The organism is Curtobacterium sp. Csp1 (assembly GCF_013347185.1).
The window spans coordinates 2,087,588-2,113,546 of record NZ_CP054594.1 but is presented as its reverse complement, the minus strand read 5'-3'; the positions used below and the strand labels follow the sequence as shown (position 1 = coordinate 2,113,546).

Below are 25,959 nucleotides of genomic sequence, written 5' to 3'. Positions count from 1 at the left end.
GTGGATGGGTGTCTAGATGGTGGCGACCGAGCCGGAGTCGACCCGGTAGTTCGACCCGTTGACGAAGCTCGCGAGGTCGGAGCACAGGAAGGCGACGACGTTCGCGACCTCCTCGGGCTCACCGCGGCGGCCGAGCTCCATGTACGGGCGCTGCTCGTCGAGGAAGCTCGTGACCGCCTCGTCGAAGGACGTGCCCCGCTCCTTCGCCCGCTCGTCCATCATCGCGTCGGTCATCGGCGTGTGGATGAAGGCGGGGCTGACGGTGTTCACGAGCAGCCCCTCGGAGGCGTACGAGCGGGAGAGTCCCTTCGCGAACGACAGCACGCCCGCCTTCGCGGCGCAGTACGGCAGCTCGTCGTCGTACGGCTGGGACGCGTCCTCGGACACGAGGTACACGATCCGGCCCCAGCCGCCGTTCCGCAGGTCCGCGATGAACTCGCGGGTGATGCGGACCGGGCCCATCAGGTCGACGTCGATGGTGTCGAGCCATCCCTGTTCGTCGACCTCGTGGAACAGGCCCTGCGCGCCGGTGATGCCCGAGGACTGCACGAGGATGTCGATCTCGCCGACGGCGTCGCGCACCCGGTCGTGCAGTGCGGCGAGGCTCCCGGCGTCGGTCACGTCCGCGGCGAAGGCGAAGAGCTTGCCCGGAGGCGCCTCCAGCTGGTCCGCGCTGGTGTCGAGACGGCCCTGGTCGAGGTCGGTGACGACCACGGTCGCACCCTCCGCGAGGAGGATGCGCGCCGTGTTCCAGCCGATGCCGGAGTCGCCACCGAAGACCAGGGCGGTCCTGCCCTGGATCCCGAGGTCCACGGTCAGGCGTGCGTCGAGGCCTCGGCGGTCGCCGGGCTCGTGGCCGACGCGAGCGGCGTGCGCGGGGCACGGTTCTCGGCGGAGACCATCCAGGCGAGCTGCTCGAGGCGCTCGATGAACCCGTGCAGCAGGTCGGCGGTCGTCGGGTCCTCGTCGTCGACCTCGTCGTGCACGTCGCGCATGGTGCCGGTGGCCTGGTACAGGCGCAGGGTCACGAGGTCGATCGCGTCGTGCGTGGTGACCTCGCCCTCGGGGAAGGCGTCGAGGTGGCTGGTCGCGGCGACGGTGGCCGAGCGGCCGTCCGGCACGGCGTACAGGGCGCGCATGCGCTCGGCGGTGTCGTCGGCGAACTCACGTGCGGCGTCGACGATCTCGTCGAGCTGCAGGTGCAGGTCGCGGAAGTTGGTCCCGAGGATGTTCCAGTGGGCCTGCTTGCCCTGGAGGTGCAGGTCGATGAGGTCGACGAGGACGGCCTGGAGGTTCTTGGCGAGCGTGTCCGATGCGTGCATGATCGGCTCCTTCCGGATCGGTGCTGACCCTTCCGGTCTACGCGGTCCGGCCCGCACGGTTCCCAGAGCCCGTGGACGGAGGTGTCCCCCGCGGAGGACTCAGTGGGCCGGTGCGGCGTCGACCTGGTCGACGGCACCGCGCATGCGCTCCAGGAACGTCGCGACCACGCGGGCCTCGTCGGCGGTCAGGCCCTCGGCGATGGACATCATCCGGCGGTGCATGACCCCGAGGGTCGCGCGGACCTCGTCGTCGGTCTCGGTCGTCGGGGTGATGACGAGCGCGCGGCGGTCGGTCGGGTGCGGGTCGCGGCGCACGTGGTTCGACTTCACGAGCCGGTCGATCAGGATCGTCGTCGACGCGGACGAGATCTTCAGGTAGGCCGCCAGGTCCTTCGGCTTCACGATGCGGCCGGCGCGCTGCGCCTGCAGCAGGTACCGGACCGCCAGCAGGTCGGTCTCGCCCATGCCCATCGAGTCGCGGGTGCGGCGGCGCATGGCGGTCTCGGCGGCGCGGTAGCGGCGGAGCGCGTTGAGCACGGCGACACCGCGCTGGGTGGCGTCGTCGTCGGGGAACCAGTACCCCGACGCCTCCGTGATCTCCTGCGTCGACATGGCGTTCAGGGTAACCCCTCTGGTATCTCGCCTGTCTAGCGGTCCGTCGTCACGAGCGGACGGGAGGCACGGTGCCAGCTGGCACCGCGCCTCCCGTCCGTCCCGTGGTCGCGATCCGACGCGACCGGGTGGCGACTGCGGAATCAGGCCGCGACGGGCTCCGCAGCGGCCTCGGCGAGCGCGCGCAGCGCGCCCTGGACGAGCTCGACGACCTCGGCGTCCTCACGGGGGTGCGTCTCGGCGAAGCGGACGACGGACTGCGGGATGGCGACCTTGACGTCCTCGAGGACGCGTGCACCCGCGATGCCGGCGGCCTTGCGCGCGTCGTCGTGTGCCCAGACGCCGCCGTACTGGCCGAAGGCGGACCCGATGACGGCGAGCGGCTTGCCGGACAGCGGCGAGGCGCCGAACGGACGCGAACCCCAGTCGAGCGCGTTCTTCAGCACGGCCGGGATCGTGCCGTTGTACTCGGGCGTGACGAGCAGCACGGCGTCCGCGTCGGCGACCGCCTGGCGGAACGCGACGGCGGCGGCCGGCGGGGTGTCGCCGTCGATGTCCTCGTTGTAGAAGGGCAGGTCGACGATGCCGTCGAAGGTCGAGAGCGTGATGCCCTCCGGAGCGTGCTGGTCGGCCGCCTCGGCGAGCTGGCGGTTGATCGAGCCGGCGCGGAGGCTGCCGACGAGGACGAGGACGTTCGTCATGGAGATCCTTTCTCTCGGGACACGAATGGTGTCAGGAACAACCAATGAGCCGGCTGGGTCACCCATTCCCGACACGGCCCTGGCTCGGTAGGTTGACCGGGTGAGCACCCCTCGGACGCCCGCCAGCACACCCCGCACGACCGACCCGGACTGGTGGCGGCAGGCCGTCGTCTACCAGGTGTACCCGCGGAGCTTCGCGGACACGGACGCCGACGGCCTCGGCGACCTCGCCGGGGTGACGAGCCGCGTGCCGTACCTCGCCGCGCTCGGCGTCGACGCGATCTGGTTGTCCCCGTTCTTCCCGTCGCCGCTCGCCGACGGCGGGTACGACGTGGCGGACTACCGCGACGTCGACCCGCGACTCGGGACGCTCGCCGACGCGGACGCCCTGCTGGCCGCCGCGCACGAGCACGACCTGCGGGTGATCGTCGACATCGTGCCGAACCACACCTCCGACCAGCACGAGTGGTTCCGGGCGGCGCTCGCTGCGGAACCGGGGTCGCCGGAGCACGCGCGGTACGTGTTCCGCGAGGGCTCCGGACCCGACGGGTCGCTGCCGCCCAGCGACTGGGTCTCGAACTTCGGCGGGAGCGCCTGGACCCGGGTGCCGGACGGGCAGTGGTACCTGCACCTGTTCGCGCCGGAGCAGCCCGACCTGGACTGGTCGAACCCCGAGGTCCGCGCCGACTTCGAGGACACGCTACGGTTCTGGTCCGACCGCGGGGTCGACGGCTTCCGCGTGGACGTCGCGCACGGGCTCGCGAAGGACCTGTCGACGCCGTACCGGCACTCGGACGAGCAGGCGCTGCCGCTCGACGGCTCGGACCCGCTGTACGACCGCGACGAGGTGCACGAGATCTTCGCGACCTGGCGGACCGTGCTCGACGAGTACGACCCGCCCCGCGCCGCCGTCGCCGAGGCCTGGGCGCCGGCGCCGCGCCGCGTGCTCTACGCCAGGCCGACCGAGCTCGGGCAGGCGTTCAACTTCGACCTGCTCGAGTCACCGTTCGACGCCGACTCGTTCCGCACGATCGTCGAACGGAACCTCGCTGCGTCCGCCGAGTCCGGAGCGTCGAGCACGTGGGTGCTCTCGAACCACGACGTCGTCCGGCACGCGACCCGGTACGGGCTGCCCGACGGCACCGACACCGACGCCTGGCTGATGACCGACGGCACCGACCCGGTGCTCGACCGGGAGCGCGGGCTCCGGCGTGCGCGGGCGGCGACGCTGCTCGTGCTCGCGCTGCCGGGCTCGTCGTACGTCTACCAGGGCGAGGAGCTCGGCCTGCAGGAGGCCGCGGCCATCCCGCACGCGCAGCTGCAGGACCCGAAGTGGCTGCGCACCGGGCACACGGTCAAGGGTCGGGACGGCTGCCGCGTGCCGATCCCGTGGACGCGCTCCGGGCCGTCGTTCGGCTTCGGCGACACCGCGCCGCACCTGCCGCAGCCCGAGGACTTCGGCGCGTGGTCGGTGGAGGCCGAGGACGGCGCCGCGGGGTCGACCCTCGAGCTGTACCGCGCGGCGACGGCGGCCCGGCGTCGGCTGCAGCGCGGCGAGGAACTGCACTGGGTCGAGGCGGGCGACGGCGTCGTGGCGTTCGCGCGGCACGACGGCTGGCGGTCCGTGACGAACTTCGGGACGACGCCGGTGCCGATGCCCGCGGGCGCGGTCGTCGTCGCTTCTGGGCCGCTCGACGACGAGCACACGCTGCCGGGTGAGACGACGGTCTGGCTCAGCTGACCGACCAGCTCCTTCCTCCCCAGGCCACCGGCGGCGGGCTGCTCTCCACAGTGTGAAGAACGCGCCGTCAGCGAGTGCTCCCTGATCGCGACGATCGGGGCATGAACCGACACACATCCCCATCCGGCGGCCCACCCGCCGCATCCGCCGCGCCCGCTGACCGTCCTGCCCGACCCGCGACGGACTGCTCGAGGCGCTGGTGGCGCCGACGGCCCGGACTGGTCGCCGCCGGCGTGGCCACGGCGCTCGGCCTGCTCGGCGGACCCGCGGTGCTCGTCGCGCCGTCGTCCGCCGGCTCGCTGCCCTTCCCCTACGTCGCCGACTTCTCGGACGTCGCCGGTGGCACTCTGAGCGGGGACGCCGCGATCGTCGACGGACGGCTCCGGCTGACCGACGACGAGCTCAGCCAGGCGGGGGCGTGGTCCACGGACGACACGTTCTCGTCCGACCTCGGGCTCGACATCGAGTTCGACTACGCGATGTACCACGAGGGCACGCGTGCGGGGGCGGACGGACTGCTGCTGTTCCTCGCCGACGGCGCCGCACCGCAGGGTGTCGGCCAGTCCGGTGCCGGCCTCGGGTACGCTTGCCGCTTCCACGAGACCCAGGGTGGGGATCACCCCTGCGACCTGCCCGGACTGCCCGGGGCCTTCGCCGGCGTCGCCATCGACCGGTACGGCAACTTCTCGCTGCCGCTCAACCTGTCCGGCCCCGGCGCCGCGCCGGACTCGGTGGTGGTCCGCGGATCGGGCGACGGACTCGACGGCTACCGGTACGTCGCCGGCACCGACGTCCCGCGCGGTGTCCAGACCGACGGACCCGAGCCCCGGACCGTACGGGTGACGCTGCTGCCGCAGGACGACGGCGGCCTCGCGCTCACGGTCCGGCTCGAGACCGAGGCCGGTGCGCTCCGGACCGTCCTCGACCAGGTGCCGCTCCACGGCGACGGCCAGGCGCCGCTGCCGCCGACGCTGCGGCTCGGGTTCGCGGCGTCGACCGGCAGCTACGTCGACGTGCACGAGGTCGACGAGCTCCGGGTGCAGGTGCCGGTCGACCTCGCCGTCGACCAGGACCTGGCACCGGAGGTCACCGCGGGCGAGCAGGTCCGCTGGGACGTCGTCGCGCGCGATGCCGGGCCGAGTGCATCCGATCCGAGCCGCCTGACGGTCGACGTGCCGGCAGGGCTGCGGGACGTCTCCTGGACGTGTCGTGGGGTCGACGGCGGCACGTGCGGCGCCGGCAGCGGGACGGGTGCGGTGTCCACCGACCTCGGGCTCCCACGGGGTGCCGGTGCGGTGGTCACCGTGACCGGCACGGTCCCGGACGACGCGACCGGCACCCTGACGAGCCGTGCGGTGCTCGAACCGGCGTCGGGGCTCGCCGACACCTTCGTCGAAGACAACGTCTCGGTGGCCGAGACGCGTGTCCGGGACGACGACGGACCCGGACCGGGACCCGTCGCGCGGCTCGGCACCGAGAAGTCCGTCGAGCCCGCGACCGACGTCCGCCCGGGCGATGCGCTCACCTACGCGCTCACCGCCCGGAACGACGGGAGCGTCGACGCCGAGCGTGTGGGCGTCACGGACGAGTTGCCCGCCGCCGTGCGCTTCATCGGGTCGGACGACGACTGCACGGCGGACGGACAGCTCGTGACGTGCCGGTCGGCGGACACCCTCGCGCCGGGGGAGCGTCGTACCTTCACGATCCGGACGGTCCTCGACGAGACCTACCGCGGGGACGGTTCCGACGTGGTCAACGTCGCGACGGCGACCTCGCCGTCCGACCCGGACGGGGGCGACCCGTCACCCGGCGTCGCGGTCGGGGTGGTCGACCCCGGCGACGGAGACGGGGGCGCCGACGGCGACGGCGGCGGCGGGACGGGCGCCTCGCCCACACCCGTACCGGCCACGGACACAGCAGGACCCGGCACCGGCGGACGCGGACCCGGATCCGGACCAGGGCGTGGCGGGTCGCTCGCGTACACCGGTTCGTCCGGCCTCGGTCTGCTCGCGCTCGTCGGTGCGGCGGTGACGGCGCTCGGCGGTACGGGCTGGTGGGCGGTCCGACGCCGCAGGGCGCGCGCGGACACGACGGACCCGGCCGGCGGCTGACGGGGCTGACCGGCTGGTGGCCGGAGTGCGGCGGCTCGGTGCTCCCTCAGCGCCGGCCGCCGCCGTCCGGTCGGCTCGCAGCGGGCACGGCGGTACGATTGGGCCACCACCCGCATGCCCGAAAGAGGTCTCGTGTCCGACTCCGTCGACGACGCCGACAAGCGCGCGCGGTACTGGCCGATCCCCGTCCTCCGGGCCGTCCCAGCCGCAGTCGTGGCCGTCGTCATCACCTTCTCCGCCAACCACGCCGCCGGGTACGGACTCGTGCTGTTCGGCGTGGTGGTCCTCGTCGACGCGGTCGTCCTCGCGGTCGCGGGGACCCGGCGGTTGACGGACGATCCCCGATCCCGGCGGACGACACTGGTGCACGCGGGCATCGACGTCGTCGCCGCGGTCGCGGCCTTCGTGACGAGCGGCCTCGGTCTGCCGGCGTTCATCGCGGTCGTCGTGGCCTGGGCGGTGCTGACCGGGGCGCTCGAGCTCACGCAGGGGCTGCGGGCACGGGGCCGGTCCCCGTTCGCCCGGGACTGGACGACCATCGGCGGCCTGACCCTGCTGCTGGCCGTCGCCTTCCTGCTCACCCCGCCGGACTACTCGCAGCGGCTCGGCGGCATCGAGAAGGTGTCGGGCACCCTCGACGCCTCGATCGTCCTCGTCGGCCTGCTCGGCGCCTACCTCGCCATCGCGGCGGTCTTCCACGTGATCGCCGGACTCTCGCACAAGTGGGGAACGGCGGCGCCGACCGCAGCCCCGGACGGAGCACCCCACGCATGAACGCCCCCAGCCGTCGCGACCGTCTCCGTCCGGCGGAGCTCCTCGTGATCTCCGCGATCGTCGCCGTGTTCATCGGCCTCGTCGTGCTGTTCTCGACGCGGGAGTTCGTGCTCGCCCTGGTCTTCCTCGGCATCGCCTTCATCGTCGTCGTGGTGGTCCTCGCGATGCTGCAGCTCGCGTCGTCGAGCGACCAGGACGACAACGACATGCTCGGTGGGCACAAGGCCCCCGGTGAACGCGTCGAGGGCGACGACTTCCACTGACGTCCGCCCAGCCCGCCCGGCCCGGGGCCCGCGGCTGACGCAGGCACGACACGCCCGAGGTCACGAATCGTGAACGGTCCTGTCAGGACCGCGGGTCCTGCCGACATCTCCAGGGTGAGGGAGGTGGGGTGTGGACGTGACCACGGAGACGGACGCGATGCTCGTCCGGGCGATGGCCACGGGCGACCGTGGCGCGCTCGCCCGCGCGTTCGACCGCTACGCCGCGACCCTCACCCGGTACACCTGGGCGCTCGCGGATGACCGGCAGGACGTCGAGGAGGTCGTGCAGGACGCCTTCCTGACGCTCTGGCAGCGCTCGGCGACGCTCGAACTCCCGGCGGACACGGTGCTGCCGTGGCTGCTCGTGGTGTGCCGCAACCTGGCGTTCAACGCGGGACGGAAGCGCACCAAGCACCGCGCCGACGAGCTGCCCGAGACCCTGGCGACCCCGTCCGACCACGGGGAGGCCGCCGAGACGCTCCGCTGGGTGCGCGCCGAGATCGCGGCGTTGCCCGAACTCGACCGGCGCATCTGCGAGCTGTGCCTGCTCGAGGGGCACTCGTACGCCGAGGCCGCGGAACTCCTCGGTCTGTCCGTCGGCGCGGTCACCCAACGCGTCTCCCGCAACCGTCGTCGACTCAAGAAGGTGGTGATGTACGATGAACACTGAACCCCCTGAGGGAGACGACCTGCAGCGCATGCTCGTCTCGATGAAGCAGCACGTCCTCGAACGCGCCACCCCGCGGCCGGCCCGGCGGCGCGGACGGTCCGGCATCGTCGTCGGCGTCGTGGCGCTGCTCGCGCTCGGCACGGCGACCGGTGCGGTCGCGTTGACGCTCACGCAACAGGACCGTCCGGCGGCAGCGCCCGCGCAGACGCAGCAGCCCGAGCCGGCGCCGTCCGCGACGACCCCGAGCTCGGCGCCGATCACCGGCCGGCCGACACCCCGGCCGACGTCGACCCCGGACACGGTGGCGTCCGTCCCGACCGACTGCCGGGCGATCGTGCCGGCGTCGGACTACGACCGCCTGTTCGGCGACGCGCCTTTGATGCAGGTGTTCCCCGACCCGGGGAGTCCCGCCGCGAACCAGATCCAGGCGGAGAAGGATTCGACGAGGCGGGATCCGCTCGCCGGGCCGACCACCCTGTACTGCCTCTGGCGTGACTCCCAGGCGGACATCACAGGGCTGGCCGTGACGCTCGGCACGGGAACGCCCGAGCAGATGGCCGAGCTGGAGCGGACGACGTTCCAGGGCTGGTCGCCGACCTGCGACGAGCGCGACGGCATCCGGACGTGTCGCGCCGTGCGGAGCGACCCCCAGTACGGCACGGACTGGGCGCGCACGACGTACGTCCGCGGGGACACCTGGTTGGTCATCGACCAGTCGAACTTCCCGACGAACGGGCTCCTGCCCGCGATCGTCGGGGAGGTCTGGGGGGACTGACGGCCTGGAGGCACGTGGCGGGCCCCGCCCCGTGCCTCCAGTCCGTCGGTGGGTCCCGTCAGGCCGCCCGCCGGGCCGCAACGACGTCGCGGGCCAGCGCCCGCGTCGCGCGGTTGGGTTCCGGGTCGGTCCGCATCGCCAGCCCGATCCGCAGTGGCGCGACGTCGTCCTCGAGCTCCAGGACCGCGCCGTCGTGCTGCACGCCGGAGTCCGGCACGACCCCGACACCGAGCCCGGCGGTCGCGAACCGCACCACGGCGGGCATGTCGTTCATCTCCGCGACGATCCGTCGCCGGATCCCGAGCCGGTCGAGGGCAGTGTCCAGGATGATCCGGTTGCCGAACCCGTGCGCCGTGTCGATGAACGGCTCACCGGCGAGCTCGGCGAGCCCGACGGAGGTCCTTCCCGCGAGCGGGTGGTCGGACGCCACGAACACGCGGAACGGCATCTCCCGCAGCGGCTCGACCGTGATGCCCGGCGGCACCGCGGGCAACCCCGTGTAGGCGAGGTCGAGTCGTCCGGCCACCAGGTCGTGGACGAGCCCGGTCGTCCCGGTCGGCGACGTCATGAGCTCCACCGCGACGAGCGGGTGGCGCTGCCGGAACCGACGGAGCACCCCGGTGAGGTCGACGATGTCCATGCTCGTGAAGATCCCGAGCCGGACCCGTCCGCGCAGGTCGGCGTCGTCCAGGGTGGCGAGGTCGCGCATCCGGTCGAGGGCGTCGAGGACGGCCCGGGCGTGGGGGAGCAGGTCCTCGCCCGCGGCGGTGAGGATGGTCCGGCGGCCCGTCCGGTCGAACAGCCGGACGCCGAGCGAGCGTTCGAGCGACGCGATGCCCGCCGAGACGGTCGACTGCGCGGCCCACAGGCGCTCGGCGGCACGGGTCACGCTGCCCTCGGCAGCCACGGCGACGAACTGTTCGAGCAGGCGGGTCTCCACCCGACGAGTATCGACCAGGTCGATGGCGGCCATCAAGGAGAACCGTTGGACTCGATGCCGCTCGCGGGACGACCATCGAGGCATGTCCTCGACCACCGCTCCCGCTCCCACCGCCGCTGCCGATCGGGTCCCGGCCCCTCGGGGCCGCCGCGCGCACACCCGGCGCCGGCACGGCTTCGGCTTCTGGGCCGTCGCGTTCGCGTTCCTGGCGGTCATGGCCTTCGCGACCGTCCCGGCCCCGCTCTACGTGATCTACCAGGCGCGGGACGGCTTCCCGACCTTCACCACGACCGTGGTCTTCGCGGCCTACGGGGTCGGTGTCGTGGCGTCGCTGTTCCTCGCCGGGCACCTCAGCGACGTGCACGGACGCCGCCCCCTCGTGCTGGTGTCCGTGGCGCTCGAACTCGTCGCCGCGGTGCTGTTCCTGCTGTGGGACGACGTCGCCGGGCTGCTCGTGGCCCGGCTCGTGACCGGCTTCGGGGTGGGGCTCCTCACCGCGACGGCCACCGCGCACCTCGGCGAGCTCCGCGTCCGGGCCACCGGGTCGGACGCGTCCGCGAAGGGCGCGAGCGTGGCGGCGGGGGCGGTGAACCTCGGCGGGCTGTCGCTCGGGGCGCTCCTCGGCGGAGCGCTCGCCGAGTTCGTCGGTCAGCCGCTGGTCGTGCCGTACGTCGTGTTCGTCGTGGCGCTGGTGGTCGCGTTCGTCGTGGTGCTCGCGGCGCCCGAGACCGTCGACCGTCCCGAGCAGCCGGTGCCGTACCGTCCGCAGCGGATGCAGGCACCTGCCGGGCAGGCCGGGGCGTTCTGGGCGGCCGGGACCGCAGCGTTCGCGGCGCTCGCGGTGCAGGGGCTCTTCACCTCGGTGGCGCCGACCTTCCTCGCGACGACGTTCCACGTGACCGACCGGCTCGCGGCCGGGGCGACCACGTTCGGGGTGTTCGCGGCGAGCGCGGTGTCGCAGATCGTCTTCGCCCGGCTCGCGCAGCGTCGGCAGGTCCAGCTCGGGCTGGTGCTCCTGGTCGTCGGGCTCGCTGTCCTCGCGGTCGCCGCCGTCGTGCTGCAGGTCGGCGGGTTCATCGGTGGCGGGGTCGTCGCCGGAGCGGGCGTGGGGCTGCTGTTCCGCGCGTCGATCGCCCGTGCCGGGTCCCTCGTCGGCCCCGAGCAGCGCGGCGGTGTGCTGGCGGCGACGTTCCTGATCGCCTACGCGGGGCTCACGGTCCCGGTGGTGGCGGTCGGCGCGGCGCTCCTCGTGGTCCCGACGCTACCGGTGCTGCTCGGGTACGTGGTCTTCGTGGTCGTGCTCGCCCTGGTGGCGGGTGTCCGGCTGGCGGCCAACGCCGAGTAGGACGCAGCCGCACGGGCCCCGCCGGCGCCGGGCGGCCCGGCATACTGGGGGCATGGCCCGGAAGCGCACACGACCAGCCCTCGCCGGCCTCGCCGCGGTCATCGCCGGCGGCCTGGTCGCCGCCGGGGTCGTGCTGACGACCGAGCGGAGCGGGGACGACCCGGCCCCCGGCAGCGGACCCACCGCGACGACCGCCACTAGCGCGGCGGAGGCCCCCGACGAGGTCACCGTCACGATCCCGCGCGAGGGCCCCGACCTGCCCGGCGCCGACGTGCTCGACCAGTGCCGGTCGAGCAGCCGCCAGGTCGTCGCACGCTACGAGACGGCCGCGCTCGGCGAGGTCGTCCTGCAGTGCGGGACGTCGGCCCAGGGCTACGAGCACATCCGCGTCCGGCACACCCGCGACTGGCAGGACGTCGTCGCCGGACACGGCAGCCGGGACTGGGACGACGCGATGCTCACCGCGGTGCAGACCGCACTCGGTTCCCCGCGGGACGGGTACCCGGTGGACGCCGGCGACGGCAAGGTCTGCTTCGCCGCACCGGTCCGCTTCGACGACGGCTCCCAGCCCGACGACGAGCCCTTCGTCACGGTCATCGTCTCGGCGACCACCGACCGGGTGATCACCGCCTACCCGACCCGCGACGACGGCTGCTGACGCCGACCGACACCGGCACGTCCTACGCGTGCACCTCGTGCTCGTGCCGCCGGTGCGACACCGGCTCGAGCTGGAACGTCGAGTGCTCGACCGGCACGTCGAAGTGCTCCGCGACGCACTGCTGCAACGCGTCGAGGATCCGCGGTGCGTGCGCCGTCGAGAAGCAGTGGTCGTCCACGACGACGTGCGCCGTCAGGTTCGGCACCCCGGTCGCGACGAGCGTCGCGTGCAGGTCGTGCACCGCGATGACGTGGTCGAGCTCCAGGATGTGCGCGCGCACGTCGTCCAGGTCGAGCCCTGGAGGCGTCGACTCGAGCAGGACGTTCGCGGTCTCCCGCAGCAGCCGGACCGCGCGCGGCAGGATGAGCAGCCCGATCAAGATCGCGGCGACGGAGTCCGCCCGTTGCCACCCCGTCAGCCCGAGGACGACGGCCGCGGCGATCACCGCGACCGAGCCGAGCGTGTCGTTCAGGACCTCGAGTCGTGCGGCGCGGGACGTGAACCCCTCGCCGGAGGCCCGGAGCAGCACCGCGTACGCCACCAGGTTCCCGACGAGTCCGACGACGCCAAACACCAGGAGCGGTCCGGCGTGCACCTCGGCCGGGACGAACAGCCGCTGGACCGCGGAGATCACCACGTAGACGCCGACCGCGAGCAGGATCGCCGCCTGCGCCGTCGCCCCGAGCACCTCGGCCCGCTGGTACCCCCAGGTCCGCTGGGCGGTGGGGGAGCGCCGGGCGAGCCGCGTCGCGACGAGTCCGATGCCGAGACCGCCCGTGTCGACGACCATGTGCCCGGCGTCGACGAGCAGTGCGAGCGACCCGGTCAGCACCGCCCCGACGACCTCGGCCAGCAGGATGCCCGCCGAGATGCAGAACGCGACCAGGAGTGCCCGCTCGGAGGCGTGTCCGTGCGTGTGCCCGTGGTCGTGACCCATGCCCTCGATCGTAGGCAGTCGCACCGACGACGTGCCAGGCTCGGCACGTGACCGTGTCGCCGTGGCAGCTGACGATCCCGCCCGACGTGCTGGCCCGGCTGCACCCGCGGCTCCGCACGTACTTCGGTCCGGTCCCGGCCGGTGACGTCGGTCGCGGCGAGGGCGTCTTCGCCGTGGTCGGCACACCGCGACGCTGGCTGTGGCCGGTCCTCGCGTGCCTCGCCCACGAGGGGGTGCTGTTCCCGGTCTGGGAGCGGGACGTCCCGTTCACGGTCGAGAACCGCCCGGCTCGCGTCGGTCGCGGGGCTGCGGACGGCCGGCAGGCTCAGATCGCCGTGGTCGCGCGCCGCACCTTCCGGTTCCGCTCCGGGTCCCGCACGATGGTGGACGCGATCGCCGCCGGACCGGACGGGCTGGTCGACCACCTCGGGCGCCGCGGGCGTCTCAGTGCGCTGCTGCGCGCCGAGGTCGACGCGACCGGGCCGGGGGCGGGTGCGCTCCGGCTGGTCTCCACCCGGGTGTCGTTGCGGGCGTTCGGGCGCGACCTGGTCGTCCCGGCCCGCGTCGCGCCGCGTGTGACGCTCGTGGAACGATTCGATGACGATGCCGACGTGCAGCGCGTGTCCCTGGTGCTCCACGCGCCGGTGCTCGGCACGCTGTACCGGTACGAGGGGACGTTCCGCTACGCGGTCGAGCCCGACACCGGTCGACGAGGGGATGGCTGATGGCACCGGAGCAGCCGAGGGTGGTCATCGCGGGGGCGAGCGGCTTCGTGGGGCGGTACCTGCAGGACGCCTTCCGCGACGAGGGCTACGAGGTCGTCACGGTCGGACGCTCCGGCGACGCCGTGTGGGGCAACACCATGCGCATCCGCGAGCTCGTGGACGGCGCCGCGCTCGTCGTCAACATGGCGGGGAAGAGCGTCGACTGCCGCTACGGCCGCCGCAACCGCGCGGAGATCCTGCGGTCCCGGGTCGACACGACGCTCGAGCTGGCCGAGGCGATCCGCACCGCCGAGCACCCGCCGCCGCTCTGGCTGAACGCGTCCACCGCCACGATCTACCGGCACGCCGACGACCGACCGCAGGACGAGGACACGGGTGAGCTCGGCGAGGGTTTCTCGGTCTCGGTGGCCCGGGCGTGGGAGCGCGCGTTCTTCGACGCCGACCTGCCCGCCACCCGTCGGGTCGCACTGCGCATGGCCATCGTGTTCGGCGACGGCAGCGCCCTGGTCCCGCTCCTCCGACTCGCGCAGACCGGCCTCGGCGGACCGCAGTACGACGGCCCGTGGTTCCCGACACGCTCCCGACTGCGCGCCGGGACGTACCACCACGACCGGCACACCCACGGGCGGCAGCGCTTCAGCTGGGTGCACGTCGCCGACGTCGTCGGGGTCGTCCGGTTCGTCCGCGACCACCCGGAGATCGAGGGTCCGGTGAACGTGTCGAGCCCGGAGCCGTCGGACAACCGCACCGTGATGGCGACCATCCGCGATGCCGTCGGGCGCCGCATCGGCATCCCGACCTGGCGCTGGATGCTCGAGCTCGGGTCGTTCGCGATCCGCACCGAGACCGAACTCGTCCTGAAGAGCCGGTGGGTGGTGCCGACCCGGCTGCTCGCGGCGGGCTACGAGTTCCGCCACCCCGACCTGCGCGGGGCGCTCGCCGGGATCATCGCCGAGCGCCGTCAGCACCGGGGCTGACCGGCAGCGGCTCGGGTCCGGCGACCGCCGCGGGTTCCGAGTGCGGCGGCACCGCCACGGTCTCCGTCGTCGGCACGACTCGGGGCGTCCGGGACGACCAGAGCACCGCCGCGACCACCACCGCGCCGGCGACCACCTCGACCACGTCGGGGACCTCACCGAAGGCCACCCACGACGCGAGCACGCCGACCACGGGGACGAGCATCGAGAACGGCGCGACCGTGCTCGACGGGTAGGAACCGAGCAGGCGTGACCAGATGCCGTACCCGACCAGCGACGCGACGAGCACGATGTAGAGCAGCCCGAGGTCCGCGGGGAGCGCCGCCGCGGTGAAGGCCGTGCCGAGGGCTGTGCCGACGCGCTCGGGTCCCTCGACGAGGAGTGCGAGGACGGCCATCGGCACCGGCGGCACGATCGACCACCACAGCGTCAGGTGCAGCGGGTTGACCGGACCGGCGCGGCGGGTGGCCACGTTGCCGATCGCCCAACCGAGCGCGCCGCACAGCGCGAGCACGACCGGCACGAGCGCCGCGGCCTGGGCACGGTGGACCGCGATCGCCGCGAGTGCTGCGACCGCGATCGTCACGCCGACCACCTGTCGTCCGGTCAGCCGCTCGCGCAGGAACACCCCGGCGAGCACGACCGTGAACGGCGCCGACGCCTGCAGCACGAGCGAGGCCAGCCCGGACGGCAGCCCGGCCGCCATGCCGAGGTACAGGAACGCGAACTGGAGCACCCCGAGGCCGGTACCGACGAGCAGCAGCCGTCCGAACGGCATCCTCGGCCGCGGGACGAACAGCACCGTCGGCACGGCCAGCAGCGTGAACCGGACGGCGGCGAGCAGGAACGGCGGGAAGTGCTCGAGGGCGAGCGCCGTCGCGGGGAAGTTCAGTCCCCAGACGACGGCGACCAGGACGGCGAGGAGTCGGTCACGAGAGCGCACCTCCCGATCGTCGCGCGTGCCGACCGTGCAGCACCAGCGCAGAGTTCCGCATCGACGTTGTAGCCTCGCTTCATGGTCGGCTTCGACGTGCAGCTCCTCGCCGTGCTCCGGGAGCTCGCCGGGCGGGGGAGCGTGACGGCGGTCGCCACGGCCACGCACCGGACCCCGAGCGCGGTCTCGCAACAGCTCCGCACCCTCGAGCGCCAGGTCGGCGTGCCGCTGGTCGAGCGCGCCGGCCGGGGCGTCCGGTTGACGGAGCACGGCCGGGTGCTCGCGCGCCTGGCGGACGGCGTCGCAACGGCCGTCGCGGAGCTGGACGCCGCGTGGCAGGAACACCTCGGCGGCACGGTCGGCCGCGTCGACCTCGCGGTGTTCCCCTCGGCCGCGGAACTCCTGCTGCCCGGGCTGCTCACGCGCATGCGGGACCACCCCGCGATCGACCTGGTCCTGGTGGACGTCGACGTCGACGAGGATGCCTTCGGGCCGCTCACCGCCGACCACGACGTCGTCATCGGGCACCGGCCGGACGGAGCGCCGCCCGCCGGGCGCGAACGACTCGAGACGGTCCCGCTGCTGCGCGAGCCGCTCGACGTGGCACTGCCGCTCGGGCACCCGCTCGCCGACCGCGACCGGGTCCGCATCGACGAGGTCGTCGGCGAACCCTGGATCGGCGTCCCCGAGGGCTACCCGATCGACCGCGTCCTGACGGCCATGGCCGCCGCGACCGACACCCCGCCCGACGTCGGCTTCCGCACGATCCACCTGCCGGTCATCGAGAACCTCGTCGCGGCCGGGCACGGCGTCGCCCTGGTCCCGCGGTACACGTCGGGCACCCGGGCAGCCGGTCGCTTCCACCTGGCGGAGCTCCGCGCGGTCCGCGCCGGACGCCGCATCGAGGCCCTCGTGCGGCCGGACCTCGCGGTCCGGCCCGCGGTCCGGACCGTCCTGGGGGCGCTGGTCGCGGAGGCACGCGACGTCACCACCCGGGGCGGGTGAGGCGCGCACCGGACCGGCACCGTGCCTCCAGTCCGGTCGTGGCGTCCCGCCACTCGCGCGACGCAACGAAGGCGGCTCCTCGCAGCGGAGTACCGCTGCGAGGAGCCGCCGAGGTTGCGTCTTGCTGACCGGATCGGACCGGACCGGACCTGCCCGGGCCCGGGCCTCAGACCTCGAGGTGGTCGACCAGCTCGTCCGCCAGGCCCGTGTACGTCGCCGGCGTCAGGGCCGTCAGTCGTGCCTTGGCGCCGGACGAGATGTCGAGCCCTCTCACGAAGGCCACGAGCTCGTCCTGGCCGATCCGCTTGCCCCGGGTGAGCTCCTTGAGCATCGCGTAGGGGTCCTCGATGTTCGACTGCCCCGCGGTGACCTCGGCCCGGATGACGGTCTGGACCGCCTCGCCCAGCACCTCCCAGTTGTGGTCGAGGTCCTCGGCCAGCCGCACCTGGTTCACGGCGATCTCGCCCAGGCCGCGGCGCAGGTTGTCGAGCGCGAGCAGCGAGTGCCCGAACGCGACGCCGATGTTCCGCTGCGTGGTGGAGTCGGTGAGGTCGCGCTGCAGGCGGCTCGTGACGAGCGTCTCGGACAGCGTGGAGAACAGCGCCGACGAGATCTCGAGGTTCGCCTCGGCGTTCTCGAACCGGATCGGGTTGATCTTGTGCGGCATGGTCGACGAGCCTGTGGCGCCCGCGACCGGGATCTGCGTGAAGTACCCCATCGAGATGTAGGTCCACACGTCCGTCGCCAGGTTGTGCAGGATGCGGTTCGCGTGCCGGACCCGGTCGTACAGCTCGGCCTGCCAGTCGTGCGACTCGATCTGCGTCGTGAGCGGGTTCCACGTCAGGCCGAGGCCCTCGACGAACTCCTTCGACAGGGCGGGCCAGTCGGCCTCGGGGTCCGCGGCCAGGTGCGCCGAGAACGTGCCGGTCGCGCCGGAGAACTTGCCGAGGTACTCGCCGCCCTCGATCTGGGCGAGGACGCGCTCGAGCCGGTAGACGACGACCGCGAGCTCCTTGCCGAGCGTGGTCGGGGTGGCCGGCTGCCCGTGGGTGTGGGACAGCATCGGCACGGCCTTGAGCTCTTCTGCCATCGTGCGCAGCGTCGCGATCACGGAGCGGTAGGCCGGCAGCCACACCTGCTCGACGGTGTCCCGGACGGTGAGCGCGTAGGACAGGTTGTTGACGTCCTCGCTCGTGCACGCGAAGTGCGTCAGTTCGGCGATGGCGTCGAGCCCGAGGTCGGACAGGCGACGGCGCACGAAGTACTCGACCGCCTTGACGTCGTGACGGGTCGTCGCCTCGATCTCGGCGAGCTCGGCGATCTCCTGCTGCCCGAAGGTCTCGACGACCCGACGGAGCGCGGCCTTGTCGTCGACGCTCAGCGGCGAGGTCGTGAACATGGCGTGGTCGGTCAGGAACACGAGCCACTCCACCTCGACCACGACGCGCGCACGGTTCAGGCCGGCCTCGGAGAGGTGCTCGCCCACCGTGTGCACGACCGGGTAGTACCGCCCGTCGAGCGGGCTGATCGGCTGCGGGGGAAGGGGGGTCATGGGGCTCCCTGACGGACTGCCGGTTCGAGTTGTCGGAAGAGCGCCCGGCAGGCCCGCTCGACGGTCGAGAGCACTCGGTCGAACTCGTGCCGGTCCGCGTAGTACGGATCCGGTACGTCGGTCTGCTGGGGCCAGGCGTCGTCGTACCGCAACAGGAGCGTCACCTTGGCGGCGTCGTCCATGGTCGGTGCCCATGAGCGCAGGACGCGTTCGTGGGATCGGTCGAGTGCGACCACCAGGTCGAGGTCCGGGAACCGGTCCGGGTCGAACTGGCGGGCGCGATGCCTGCTGCCATCGTATCCGCGCGCTGCGAGCGCCGCGATCGTGCGCTCGTCCGCGGGCTCTCCGACGTGCCAGTCCCCGGTCCCGGCCGACTCCACGTGGAACCGGTCGGACATCCCCGCGTCCGCCGCGATCTGCGCGAAGACGATGCCTGCCATCGGCGATCGGCAGATGTTCCCGCTGCAGACGAACGACACGCGGAAGGGTGCTGGGCCGTCCTCGGTCATGTGCTCATCATGACGGGTCGCGGCGCGTGTGCGCGACGGTCACCGGCTTGGAGGCACGGTGCCGGTCGGTCGCCCGGCCCGCGTCACCGACGGCGCCGGTCGAGCGCGGGGCGCACGAACAGGCCGATCAGCCACGAGAACACGGCGAGGACGAAGGCACCCACGATGCCCCAGCCGAACGACTCGACCTGCAGCCCGAAGCCCATCGCGTCGGAGATCCCGGCGACGATGAGCAGCAGGACGGCGTTCACGACGAGCGAGATGAGCCCGAGCGTCAGGACGTAGAGCGGGAACGCGACGACCCGGATGATCGTGCCGACGACGGCGTTCACGAGGCCGAACACGAACGCCACGAGCAGGAACGTCAGCACGACGGCGGTGGTGTCGCCGGTGCCGAACGGGACGACCGTGACGCCGCTCACGATCAGGGTCGTGAGCCAGAGCGCGACGGCGTTGACGACGAGGCGGACGAGGAATCGCATGCCGCCATGATGCCCGGCGGCACCGCCGGTTCCGCTGAGTCGGTGGTCACGCCGTCTGCGTGACCGACACGCGGTTACGCTGTCTGCGTGACTGACACGCGCGTGCACATCCGGCCCGAGATCGCGGTGCTCCCCGCGTACCAGCAGGGTCGGCAGGCCGCCGCGGACGCCTTCAAGCTCTCGAGCAACGAGAACCCGTTCCCGCCCCTGCCCGGCGTCGTCGAGGCGGTCCAGGCCCAGACGGCGTTCAACCGCTACCCGGACGCCAGCGCCCTCGCCGTCCGCGCGGTGCTCGCGAACCGGTTCGGCCTGACCCCGGACCAGGTGCACGTCGCCCCGGGGAGCGTCGCGATCCTGCACGAGCTCGCCCGCGCCGTGAGCGCGCCCGGCGACGAGGTCGTCTACGCGTGGCGCTCGTTCGAGGCCTACCCGGGCGTCGTCACGGTCGCCGGCGCCACGAGCGTGCAGGTCCCGAACCGGCCGGACGGCGGGCACGACCTCGACGCGATGGCCGCCGCCGTGACCGAGCGCACGCGCATGGTGATCGTCTGCTCCCCGAACAACCCCACCGGACCGGTCGTGACCGCCGCCGAGTTCGACGCCTTCATGGCGCGGGTGCCGTCGTCGGTGCTCGTGGTGCTCGACGAGGCCTACGCCGAGTTCGTGACCGAGCCGACCGCCGTCCGGGGCGCTCCGCTGCTCGAGCGGTACCCGAACCTCGTCGTGCTGCGGACGTTCTCGAAGGCGTACGGCCTCGCGGGTCTGCGCGTCGGCTACGCCCTCGGCCCGGCGTACGTGCTCGACGCCGTCCGCGCGTGCGCCATCCCGCTGTCCGTGACCGCGCAGGGACAGGCGGCCGCGCTCGCGAGCCTGGAGCGCGAGGACGAACTGCTCGAGCGCGTCGCCGAGCTCGCGCAGTCCCGCGACCGGATCGTCGCCGCGCTCCGCGACCAGGGCTGGGACGTGCCGGACGCGCAGGGCAACTTCGTCTGGTTGCCGACCGGGGAACGTACCGCACATGCGGCCGATGCCTTCGACCGCGCGGGGATCATCGTCCGGGCCTTCGGGAACGAGGGGATCCGCATCTCCATCGGCGAGCACGAGGCTGTGGAAACACTCCTCGAAACAGCGGCCTCGCTTGTGGAGGACCTCCAGATGGCCCCCTCGGACCGCCCGCTACGCTGACCGGCATGTCATTCCGCGCCGCGGCACCCGAGTCGACCACCGTCCGGCTCCTCGACCCCGAGGGCCGGTTCGTGGAGACCGACGAGAACGCCGAGTACGCCGCCGCTGCCCGGGCGATCCCGCAGGAGACCCTGCTGGCGATGCACCGCCGGATGGTCCTCACCCGGCGGTTCGACCACGCCGGGCACAACCTCCAGCGCACCGGACAGCTCGGCCTGTGGGTGCCGAGCCACGGACAGGAGGCCGCACAGGTCGGCTCGGTCTTCGCGCTCCGGGCGCAGGACCACGTCTTCCCGTCGTACCGCGAGCACGCCGTCACGATGCACCGCGGCGTCGAGCCGATGGAGATCATCGCGATGTACCGCGGGCAGACCCACGGCGGGTGGAACCCGGACGAGCGCGGCAACACGCACGTCTCGACCCTCGTCATCGGGTCGCAGACGCTGCACGCGACGGGCTACGCGCTCGGCCAGCAGCTCGACGGTGTCGTCGGCACCGGTGACCCCGACGTCGACTCGTGCTCGATCGTCTACTTCGGCGACGGTGCGACCAGCCAGGGCGACGTCAACGAGGCCTACGTCTTCGCGGCCTCGACGAAGGCCCCCGTGGTCTTCTTCCTGCAGAACAACCACTGGGCGATCTCCGTCCCGGTGACCACGCAGTCGCCGAGTCCGCTCGTCGACCGCCCCCGCGGCTTCGGCATCCCGAGCGTCCGGGTCGACGGCAACGACGTCCTCGCCTCGTACACGGCGTCCGTCGTCGCGACCGACCACGCCCGCAGCGGGCAGGGTCCCGCCTTCGTCGAGGCCGACACGTACCGCATCGGTGCGCACACGAGCTCCGACGACCCGAGCCGCTACCGCGAGGACGACGAGCTGGCCGAGTGGGTCCGCCGCGACCCGATCAGCCGGTCGGCCGCGTACCTCCGCAGCCTCGGCGTCACCGACGCGCAGCTCGCCGTGTTCGACGAGGAGGGCGAGGACATCGCCGCCGACGTCCGACGCCGCACGGTCGCCCTGACCCCGCCGTCGATCGACGTCATGTTCCAGAACGTGTACCGCGAGCCGCATCCGACGGTCGCCGACCAGCAGGCCTGGCTCGAACGCTACGAGGCCGGTTACGAAGGGGGCTCCCACTGATGAGCACCACCGAGCAGCTCTTCGACTACACGCTCCGCGCCCACCCCGGTGCCGGCGAGGTCCCGAGCGACCCCACCCCGAACCTGCCGATGGCGAAGGCGCTCAACGCCGGGCTCGCCGCGGCGATGCAGGCGGACGACAAGGTCCTGCTGATGGGCGAGGACATCGGCCAGCTCGGCGGCGTCTTCCGCATCACCGAGGGCCTGCAGGAGCGGTTCGGCGCCGCGCGCGTCCGGGACACCCCGCTCGCCGAGTCCGGCATCATCGGCACCGCGATCGGGCTCGCCCTGCGCGGCTACCGCCCGGTCGTCGAGATCCAGTTCGACGGCTTCGTCTGGCCGGGCTTCGACCAGATCACCTCGCAGCTCGCGAAGATGCAGAACCGACTGCCGGCGCACATGTCGCTGCCGGTCGTCATCCGCATCCCCTACGGCGGGCACATCGGCGCCGTCGAGCACCACCAGGAGTCCCCGGAGGCGTACTTCGCGCACACCCCTGGTCTCCGCGTGGTGAGCCCGAGCACGCCGAACGACGCGTACTGGATGATCCAGGAGGCCATCGCGTCGAAGGACCCGGTGATCTTCCTCGAGCCGAAGTCCCGCTACTGGCCGAAGGGCGAGGTCGACCTGATCGGCGGCCACGTCCCGATGCACACGACGCGCGTCGCCCGCACCGGCAGCGAGGTCACCCTCGTCGGCCACGGCGCGATGGTGGCGACGCTCATGCAGGCCGCCGAGCTCGCCGAGTCCGAGGGCACGAGCTGCGAGGTCATCGACCTCCGCTCGATCTCGCCGATCGACTGGGAGCCGCTCTTCGCCTCGGTGCGGAAGACCGGGCGCCTCGTCATCGCACAAGAGGCCTCCGGCTTCGTCAGCGTCGGCAGCGAGATCGCCGCGACCGTCGCCGAGCACTGCTTCTACACGATGCAGGCGCCGCCGCTGCGGGTGTCCGGCTTCGACGTGCCGTTCCCGGTCTCGAAGCTCGAACACCTGCACCTGCCCGACGCCGACCGGGTCCTCGAAGCCGTCGACCGCGCACTCGCGTACTGACCAGAACCGTCCTGACCGTCGAAGGAGCCGTAGTGGCCACCGCCGAATTCCCCCTGCCCGACGTGGGCGAAGGCCTGACCGAGGCCGAGATCGTGCAGTGGCGCGTGGCGATCGGGGACGAGATCGCCGTGGACCAGGTCCTCGTCGAGATCGAGACCGCGAAGTCCCTCGTCGAGCTCCCGTCGCCGTTCGCCGGCACCGTCACCGGACTGCTCGTGTCCGAGGGCGACACGGTCGAGGTCGGGAAGCCGATCATCCGGGTCGAGTCCGACGCGTCGGTCGCCTCCGGTGCACCCACCGGTGTCCAGCCGGGAGGCACGGCGCCGGTCGCCGACAGCGTCCCGACCTCGCCCGTGGTCGCGTCCACCCCGGCGCCCGCTCCCGCCGCGCAGGCCCCCGTGGCGCAGCCCCCCGCCGCACAGACCCCGCCTGCGGCTCCGGCCGCTCCCGCCGCCGCGGCGCCGCCGGCGGCGCGTCACGCCGCGGCGGCCCCCGAGGTCGCCGACCACGCCACGGTCGTCGGCTCCGACGAGTCCTCCGGGGCCGTCCTCGTCGGCTACGGCTCGGCGACCACGTCCCCGTCGCGTCGCAAGCCGGGTGCCCGCCGGGCCGCAGCCCTCGCGGCCGAGGCGAGCCGTGCCTCCAGTGCGGACGCGCAGGCGGCTGCCGAGGCCGCGTCGGACCCGGGTGAGGACTCGACGGCGCAGGCCGTCGCCGCCCAGGGCACGCGCCCGCGCAAGGCCCTCGCCGCCGTGAACGTCCTCGCGAAGCCGCCGATCCGCAAGCTCGCGAAGGACCTCGACGTCGAGCTGACCGAGGTCGTGCCCACCGGGCTCGCCGGCGAGGTCACGCGCGACGACGTCATCCGGCACGCCAAGCAGGCCGGCGTCTTCCGGAACATCGAGACGCCCGAGTGGGGCGACGTCCGCCGCGAGACGATCCCGGTGAAGGGCGTGCGCAAGGCGATCGCGACCGCGATGACCACGTCGAAGTTCACCGCGCCGCACGTCTCGCTGTTCGTCGACGTCGACGCCACCCGCACGATGGAGTTCGTCAAGCGCCTGAAGGCGTCGCCGACGTTCGCCGGCGTGAAGGTGTCGCCGCTCCTCGTCTTCGCGAAGGCCGTGATCTGGGCCGTCCGCCGCAACCGTTCGGTGAACTCGACCTGGACCGACCAGGAGATCATCGTCCACCACTTCGTGAACCTCGGCATCGCCGCGGCGACCCCGCGCGGGCTCATCGTGCCGAACATCAAGGACGCGCAGGACATGTCCCTGTTCGAGCTCGCCCAGGCGCTCGAGGAGCTGACCCTGACGGCCCGCGACGGCAAGACCACGCCGAAGCAGATGGCCGACGGCACCGTGACGATCACCAACATCGGGGTGTTCGGCATGGACACCGGGACGCCGATCCTCAACCCGGGCGAGGTCGCGATCGTGGCTATGGGCACGATCAAGCCGAAGCCGTGGGTCGTCGACGGCGAGGTCCGCGCGCGGATGGTGACCACGATCGGCGCCTCGTTCGACCACCGCGTGGTGGACGGCGACGTGGCCTCGCGCTTCGTCGCCGACATCGCGTCGATCATCGAGGAGCCGGCGCTCCTGCTCGACTGAGCGCCTGCGGGTTCAGTGCTCCTGCCGGTGAGCCAGGAGTGAGCGCAGCGCTGCACCGAAGGCCTCGACCGCGACGACCGCGTCGAGCGCGAGTTCCTCGGGAGTGTCGGTGCTCCCCGCCGCGGCGGAGAGTTCCGCGAACGCCAGCGCGCCGGGGGATCGGTCGTCGTCGAACAGGCGACAGGCCGCCAGCACCGCGTCGGTCCGGTCGCGGTCGCCGTCCCGGTCGAGCACGGTCGACACCGCTGCGGCGGCGCGAGGCTGCGCGGCGCGGAGATCCGCGACGAGCACCCAGGCGAAGTCGTACAGGTCCTTGTCGCCCCGCCGCCAGTAGGCACTGGCTCCCTTCGCGGCGAGGTAGCCGCCGAGGCCCGTGATCCTCGTGTCCTGCCCGGCGACGACGGCGGACTCGACGTCCCGGAGCGCCGGCCCCGGACCGCGGAGGTTCTTCGCGCCGAGGGTGCTCGCGCCCGGGAGCGCGATCTCCTGGTCGGGGCTGTCGGCCACGTCGACGAGGAACTCCACCAGGACGGGGAACCCGTCGACGTCCACGACCCAACGCCAGCCGGTGTTCGGCGATGCCGGGACGAAGCCGACGCGGCGGAGCGCATCCTCGAGCCAGGCGAAGTCGAGCTCGTCGCGGTCCCAGACCACGCCGATGTCGAGGAGCACGTCCACGTCGTTCGTCCCCTGGTGCGGGTCCTCTGACTCGACGAGGTGTTCGGGCACCAGACCCCCGATGAGCAGGAGCCGGTCCCGCCGGTGCCCGACCGCCCGCAACAGGCTGCCGTACGCCGACTCTGCGAGTTCGCGCGCACGCCTGGTCCGCGGAGTACCGGGACCGCTCACGAGAACGCCGGCATCGTCGTGCTGCGGAACCGGTCGGCCGCCTCCTGCTCCCGGTCGCCGCCCGCGCGGAGGTCCGCGTAGGTCCGAGCCGAGGAGGCGACACGGATCCCTGCGCGCACCGTGGTCGTGTCCCGGATGACCGGCGTCGCGGGCGCTAGGCGGAGCCTCGGTACTGCGGCCGGGATCAGCTTCGCGCGGCGCGTCCCCGCATCGATGTCCGGCCATCCGTCCGTCGTCTCGACGTAGGCCGTGACCACCCAGCTCCCCGTCAACGTCGGGACTGCGGTCTCACTGGAGGACACCCCGGTGAGGATGAGGGAGTTCCCGAAGGCCTCGACGAGCTGTGCGACAACCCGTTCGGGGTGACGGTGGACGGAGTGGAACCCGTCGAAGCGCCTCCGCTGTGACGTCTCCCACGCCGTCCAGGAGTCGAGGAGTGCCGGTCCGTTCGTCAGCAGCCTGCCCCTGGATCGGCCGCCGGCGCTCGTCCACCCCTCGGCGTCGAAGCGGGCGAGGGTGTTCGCGACGGTCCCGAGCGATCGGCCGGACAGCCGGGCGATGCTCTCGACGTCGGGTACGGGCAACGGCCCCTGGGAGCGGTCGCCGGAGAGCATCGCGAGCAGTGCCTCCGCGACGTCTGCACGGCCCCGTGACCACGAAGCGACGCTGCCGGACGCGGGATGCTCGCGGGTGGCGTCTCGGTCGACCCAGACCGTCCCGAGGTGCAGGCTGGCCGAGCCGTCGAGACCGACCCAGGATGCTCCCGCGGCCTGCAGGAGCTGTCGAGCCCCGGCGGAGACCGCGTGCGCAGCGACGACGATCAGGTGGTCGTCGTCGCGCGCGCGGACCAGGTCAGGATCGGCGAGGGTGCGCTGCACGTCGCGTGGGTAGCCGTACCCGGCCCATCCGAGGTGCAACGCGCGACGGGAGCCGTCCGGCAGCGTCGCGACGAAGTGCCCGTCGGACCTCGGCGCGAGCACCACGGACCCAGGGGGGAGCGCGGCCTGCAACGCTCGCCTCGCTTCTTCACCCGCAGACATGTTTTCACTGTACAGTGAAAAACGGTCAGAGAGTGAAGATCGGCCGGCCTG

General features: G+C 72.8%; 27 protein-coding genes. 15 read left to right on the top strand and 12 right to left on the bottom strand.

Features of this window, described 5'->3' with window-relative positions:
- Positions 1 to 12: 12 nt before the first annotated feature.
- The 4 genes from HUN58_RS10110 to HUN58_RS10095 all read right to left on the bottom strand — a co-directional run bounded on the left by HUN58_RS10110 (position 13) and on the right by HUN58_RS10095 (position 2,635).
- Positions 13 to 813, bottom strand: coding sequence for an SDR family NAD(P)-dependent oxidoreductase (locus HUN58_RS10110; RefSeq protein ID WP_114850407.1), 801 nt, complete (start codon positions 811 to 813; stop codon positions 13 to 15).
- 2 nt (positions 814 to 815) lie between these two features.
- Positions 816 to 1,322 carry a Dps family protein gene (locus HUN58_RS10105; protein ID WP_058741852.1) on the bottom strand — a complete coding sequence of 169 codons (507 nt, stop codon included), beginning with the start codon at positions 1,320 to 1,322 and terminating at the stop codon, positions 816 to 818.
- A gap of 99 nt (positions 1,323 to 1,421) precedes the next feature.
- Positions 1,422 to 1,934 (bottom strand): MarR family winged helix-turn-helix transcriptional regulator, encoded by a 513-nt coding sequence (locus tag HUN58_RS10100; RefSeq protein ID WP_058741853.1) that lies wholly within the window; start codon positions 1,932 to 1,934, stop codon positions 1,422 to 1,424.
- A 143-nt stretch (positions 1,935 to 2,077) separates the two neighbouring features.
- Positions 2,078 to 2,635: an NADPH-dependent FMN reductase gene (locus HUN58_RS10095; RefSeq protein ID WP_058741854.1), complete on the bottom strand. Its 558-nt coding sequence runs from the start codon at positions 2,633 to 2,635 to the stop codon at positions 2,078 to 2,080.
- Between the two features lie 100 nt (positions 2,636 to 2,735).
- Between HUN58_RS10095 and HUN58_RS10090 the strand changes: the two genes are divergently transcribed.
- From HUN58_RS10090 to HUN58_RS10065, 6 genes are all read left to right on the top strand, one after another.
- The gene (locus tag HUN58_RS10090) at positions 2,736 to 4,376 is read left to right on the top strand and encodes a glycoside hydrolase family 13 protein (protein ID WP_180225779.1); all 1,641 of its coding nucleotides are present in this window, start codon (positions 2,736 to 2,738) and stop codon (positions 4,374 to 4,376) included.
- A 233-nt stretch (positions 4,377 to 4,609) separates the two neighbouring features.
- Positions 4,610 to 6,487 carry an LPXTG cell wall anchor domain-containing protein gene (locus HUN58_RS10085; RefSeq protein WP_180225778.1) on the top strand — a complete coding sequence of 626 codons (1,878 nt, stop codon included), beginning with the start codon at positions 4,610 to 4,612 and terminating at the stop codon, positions 6,485 to 6,487.
- A gap of 132 nt (positions 6,488 to 6,619) precedes the next feature.
- Positions 6,620 to 7,261, top strand: coding sequence for a hypothetical protein (locus HUN58_RS10080; RefSeq protein WP_254631439.1), 642 nt, complete (start codon positions 6,620 to 6,622; stop codon positions 7,259 to 7,261).
- Complete coding sequence (locus tag HUN58_RS10075; protein ID WP_058741858.1) at positions 7,258 to 7,524, top strand: hypothetical protein; 267 nt, start codon at positions 7,258 to 7,260, stop codon at positions 7,522 to 7,524. The genes HUN58_RS10080 and HUN58_RS10075 overlap by 4 nt, the downstream gene beginning before the upstream one ends.
- A 136-nt stretch (positions 7,525 to 7,660) precedes the next feature.
- Complete coding sequence (locus HUN58_RS10070; RefSeq protein ID WP_254631438.1) at positions 7,661 to 8,194, top strand: RNA polymerase sigma factor; 534 nt, start codon at positions 7,661 to 7,663, stop codon at positions 8,192 to 8,194.
- On the top strand, positions 8,184 to 8,969 hold the full coding sequence (locus HUN58_RS10065) for a hypothetical protein (protein ID WP_141859979.1): 786 nt from the start codon (positions 8,184 to 8,186) through the stop codon (positions 8,967 to 8,969). Before HUN58_RS10070 ends, HUN58_RS10065 begins: the two co-directional genes overlap by 11 nt.
- A 58-nt stretch (positions 8,970 to 9,027) precedes the next feature.
- On the opposite strand, the gene HUN58_RS10060 is transcribed toward HUN58_RS10065, so the two are convergent.
- Complete coding sequence (locus tag HUN58_RS10060) at positions 9,028 to 9,942, bottom strand: LysR family transcriptional regulator (protein ID WP_180225777.1); 915 nt, start codon at positions 9,940 to 9,942, stop codon at positions 9,028 to 9,030.
- 49 nt (positions 9,943 to 9,991) lie between these two features.
- Here HUN58_RS10060 and HUN58_RS10055 point away from each other — a divergent pair, with 49 nt between their 5' ends.
- Positions 9,992 to 11,254: an MFS transporter gene (locus HUN58_RS10055; protein ID WP_114850401.1), complete on the top strand. Its 1,263-nt coding sequence runs from the start codon at positions 9,992 to 9,994 to the stop codon at positions 11,252 to 11,254.
- 52 nt (positions 11,255 to 11,306) lie between these two features.
- Positions 11,307 to 11,912 (top strand): hypothetical protein, encoded by a 606-nt coding sequence (locus HUN58_RS10050; protein ID WP_180225776.1) that lies wholly within the window; start codon positions 11,307 to 11,309, stop codon positions 11,910 to 11,912.
- A gap of 22 nt (positions 11,913 to 11,934) precedes the next feature.
- Here the strand turns inward: HUN58_RS10050 and HUN58_RS10045 are convergent, their stop codons facing one another.
- Positions 11,935 to 12,849: a cation diffusion facilitator family transporter gene (locus HUN58_RS10045; protein ID WP_114850399.1), complete on the bottom strand. Its 915-nt coding sequence runs from the start codon at positions 12,847 to 12,849 to the stop codon at positions 11,935 to 11,937.
- Between the two features lie 47 nt (positions 12,850 to 12,896).
- Between HUN58_RS10045 and HUN58_RS10040 the strand changes: the two genes are divergently transcribed.
- Positions 12,897 to 13,574 (top strand): DUF4166 domain-containing protein, encoded by a 678-nt coding sequence (locus HUN58_RS10040; protein ID WP_114850398.1) that lies wholly within the window; start codon positions 12,897 to 12,899, stop codon positions 13,572 to 13,574.
- The gene (locus HUN58_RS10035) at positions 13,574 to 14,551 is read left to right on the top strand and encodes an epimerase (RefSeq protein ID WP_180225775.1); all 978 of its coding nucleotides are present in this window, start codon (positions 13,574 to 13,576) and stop codon (positions 14,549 to 14,551) included. The genes HUN58_RS10040 and HUN58_RS10035 overlap by 1 nt, the downstream gene beginning before the upstream one ends.
- On the opposite strand, the gene HUN58_RS10030 is transcribed toward HUN58_RS10035, so the two are convergent.
- Positions 14,520 to 15,494, bottom strand: coding sequence for an EamA family transporter (locus HUN58_RS10030; protein WP_180225774.1), 975 nt, complete (start codon positions 15,492 to 15,494; stop codon positions 14,520 to 14,522). The genes HUN58_RS10035 and HUN58_RS10030 overlap by 32 nt on opposite strands.
- A 72-nt stretch (positions 15,495 to 15,566) precedes the next feature.
- Here HUN58_RS10030 and HUN58_RS10025 point away from each other — a divergent pair, with 72 nt between their 5' ends.
- The gene (locus HUN58_RS10025) at positions 15,567 to 16,490 is read left to right on the top strand and encodes a LysR family transcriptional regulator (RefSeq protein WP_180225773.1); all 924 of its coding nucleotides are present in this window, start codon (positions 15,567 to 15,569) and stop codon (positions 16,488 to 16,490) included.
- A gap of 166 nt (positions 16,491 to 16,656) precedes the next feature.
- Here HUN58_RS10025 and purB read toward each other — a convergent pair whose 3' ends face one another.
- From purB to HUN58_RS10010, 3 genes are all read right to left on the bottom strand, one after another.
- A complete protein-coding gene (gene purB, locus HUN58_RS10020) occupies positions 16,657 to 18,042 on the bottom strand; it encodes an adenylosuccinate lyase (RefSeq protein ID WP_180225772.1) in 1,386 nt (461 codons plus the stop codon).
- Complete coding sequence (locus tag HUN58_RS10015) at positions 18,039 to 18,551, bottom strand: low molecular weight protein-tyrosine-phosphatase (protein ID WP_114850393.1); 513 nt, start codon at positions 18,549 to 18,551, stop codon at positions 18,039 to 18,041. Before HUN58_RS10015 ends, purB begins: the two co-directional genes overlap by 4 nt.
- An 83-nt stretch (positions 18,552 to 18,634) precedes the next feature.
- Positions 18,635 to 19,033 carry a phage holin family protein gene (locus HUN58_RS10010; protein ID WP_114850392.1) on the bottom strand — a complete coding sequence of 133 codons (399 nt, stop codon included), beginning with the start codon at positions 19,031 to 19,033 and terminating at the stop codon, positions 18,635 to 18,637.
- Between the two features lie 87 nt (positions 19,034 to 19,120).
- Between HUN58_RS10010 and hisC the strand changes: the two genes are divergently transcribed.
- The 4 genes from hisC (at position 19,121) to HUN58_RS09990 (ending at position 24,019) form a co-directional block, all read left to right on the top strand.
- Positions 19,121 to 20,218: a histidinol-phosphate transaminase gene (gene hisC, locus HUN58_RS10005; RefSeq protein WP_114850391.1), complete on the top strand. Its 1,098-nt coding sequence runs from the start codon at positions 19,121 to 19,123 to the stop codon at positions 20,216 to 20,218.
- A 5-nt stretch (positions 20,219 to 20,223) separates the two neighbouring features.
- The gene (locus HUN58_RS10000; protein ID WP_180225771.1) at positions 20,224 to 21,357 is read left to right on the top strand and encodes a thiamine pyrophosphate-dependent enzyme; all 1,134 of its coding nucleotides are present in this window, start codon (positions 20,224 to 20,226) and stop codon (positions 21,355 to 21,357) included.
- Positions 21,358 to 21,446: 89 nt separating this feature from the next.
- Positions 21,447 to 22,406, top strand: a complete 960-nt coding sequence (locus tag HUN58_RS09995; RefSeq protein ID WP_114850442.1) for an alpha-ketoacid dehydrogenase subunit beta — start codon at positions 21,447 to 21,449, stop codon at positions 22,404 to 22,406.
- A gap of 32 nt (positions 22,407 to 22,438) precedes the next feature.
- Complete coding sequence (locus tag HUN58_RS09990; RefSeq protein ID WP_208745491.1) at positions 22,439 to 24,019, top strand: dihydrolipoamide acetyltransferase family protein; 1,581 nt, start codon at positions 22,439 to 22,441, stop codon at positions 24,017 to 24,019.
- Between the two features lie 12 nt (positions 24,020 to 24,031).
- On the opposite strand, the gene HUN58_RS09985 is transcribed toward HUN58_RS09990, so the two are convergent.
- Together HUN58_RS09985 and HUN58_RS09980 are read right to left on the bottom strand one after the other, a co-directional pair.
- Positions 24,032 to 24,748: a hypothetical protein gene (locus HUN58_RS09985; RefSeq protein ID WP_180225769.1), complete on the bottom strand. Its 717-nt coding sequence runs from the start codon at positions 24,746 to 24,748 to the stop codon at positions 24,032 to 24,034.
- 116 nt (positions 24,749 to 24,864) lie between these two features.
- On the bottom strand, positions 24,865 to 25,908 hold the full coding sequence (locus HUN58_RS09980) for a hypothetical protein (protein ID WP_180225768.1): 1,044 nt from the start codon (positions 25,906 to 25,908) through the stop codon (positions 24,865 to 24,867).
- Positions 25,909 to 25,959: the final 51 nt, after the last annotated feature.

Coding starts and splice junctions, on each gene's coding strand:
- HUN58_RS10045 (WP_114850399.1), bottom strand. CDS start 12,849: ATGGGTCACGACCACGGGCACACGCACGGACACGCCTCCGAGCGGGCA.
- HUN58_RS10100 (WP_058741853.1), bottom strand. CDS start 1,934: ATGTCGACGCAGGAGATCACGGAGGCGTCGGGGTACTGGTTCCCCGAC.
- HUN58_RS10065 (WP_141859979.1), top strand. CDS start 8,184: ATGAACACTGAACCCCCTGAGGGAGACGACCTGCAGCGCATGCTCGTC.
- HUN58_RS10060 (WP_180225777.1), bottom strand. CDS start 9,942: ATGGCCGCCATCGACCTGGTCGATACTCGTCGGGTGGAGACCCGCCTG.
- HUN58_RS09980 (WP_180225768.1), bottom strand. CDS start 25,908: ATGTCTGCGGGTGAAGAAGCGAGGCGAGCGTTGCAGGCCGCGCTCCCC.
- HUN58_RS10025 (WP_180225773.1), top strand. CDS start 15,567: ATGGTCGGCTTCGACGTGCAGCTCCTCGCCGTGCTCCGGGAGCTCGCC.
- HUN58_RS10105 (WP_058741852.1), bottom strand. CDS start 1,322: ATGCACGCATCGGACACGCTCGCCAAGAACCTCCAGGCCGTCCTCGTC.
- HUN58_RS10055 (WP_114850401.1), top strand. CDS start 9,992: ATGTCCTCGACCACCGCTCCCGCTCCCACCGCCGCTGCCGATCGGGTC.
- purB (WP_180225772.1), bottom strand. CDS start 18,042: ATGACCCCCCTTCCCCCGCAGCCGATCAGCCCGCTCGACGGGCGGTAC.
- HUN58_RS10000 (WP_180225771.1), top strand. CDS start 20,224: ATGTCATTCCGCGCCGCGGCACCCGAGTCGACCACCGTCCGGCTCCTC.
- HUN58_RS10050 (WP_180225776.1), top strand. CDS start 11,307: ATGGCCCGGAAGCGCACACGACCAGCCCTCGCCGGCCTCGCCGCGGTC.
- HUN58_RS09995 (WP_114850442.1), top strand. CDS start 21,447: ATGGCGAAGGCGCTCAACGCCGGGCTCGCCGCGGCGATGCAGGCGGAC.
- HUN58_RS10015 (WP_114850393.1), bottom strand. CDS start 18,551: ATGACCGAGGACGGCCCAGCACCCTTCCGCGTGTCGTTCGTCTGCAGC.
- HUN58_RS10035 (WP_180225775.1), top strand. CDS start 13,574: ATGGCACCGGAGCAGCCGAGGGTGGTCATCGCGGGGGCGAGCGGCTTC.
- HUN58_RS10095 (WP_058741854.1), bottom strand. CDS start 2,635: ATGACGAACGTCCTCGTCCTCGTCGGCAGCCTCCGCGCCGGCTCGATC.
- HUN58_RS10075 (WP_058741858.1), top strand. CDS start 7,258: ATGAACGCCCCCAGCCGTCGCGACCGTCTCCGTCCGGCGGAGCTCCTC.
- HUN58_RS10010 (WP_114850392.1), bottom strand. CDS start 19,033: ATGCGATTCCTCGTCCGCCTCGTCGTCAACGCCGTCGCGCTCTGGCTC.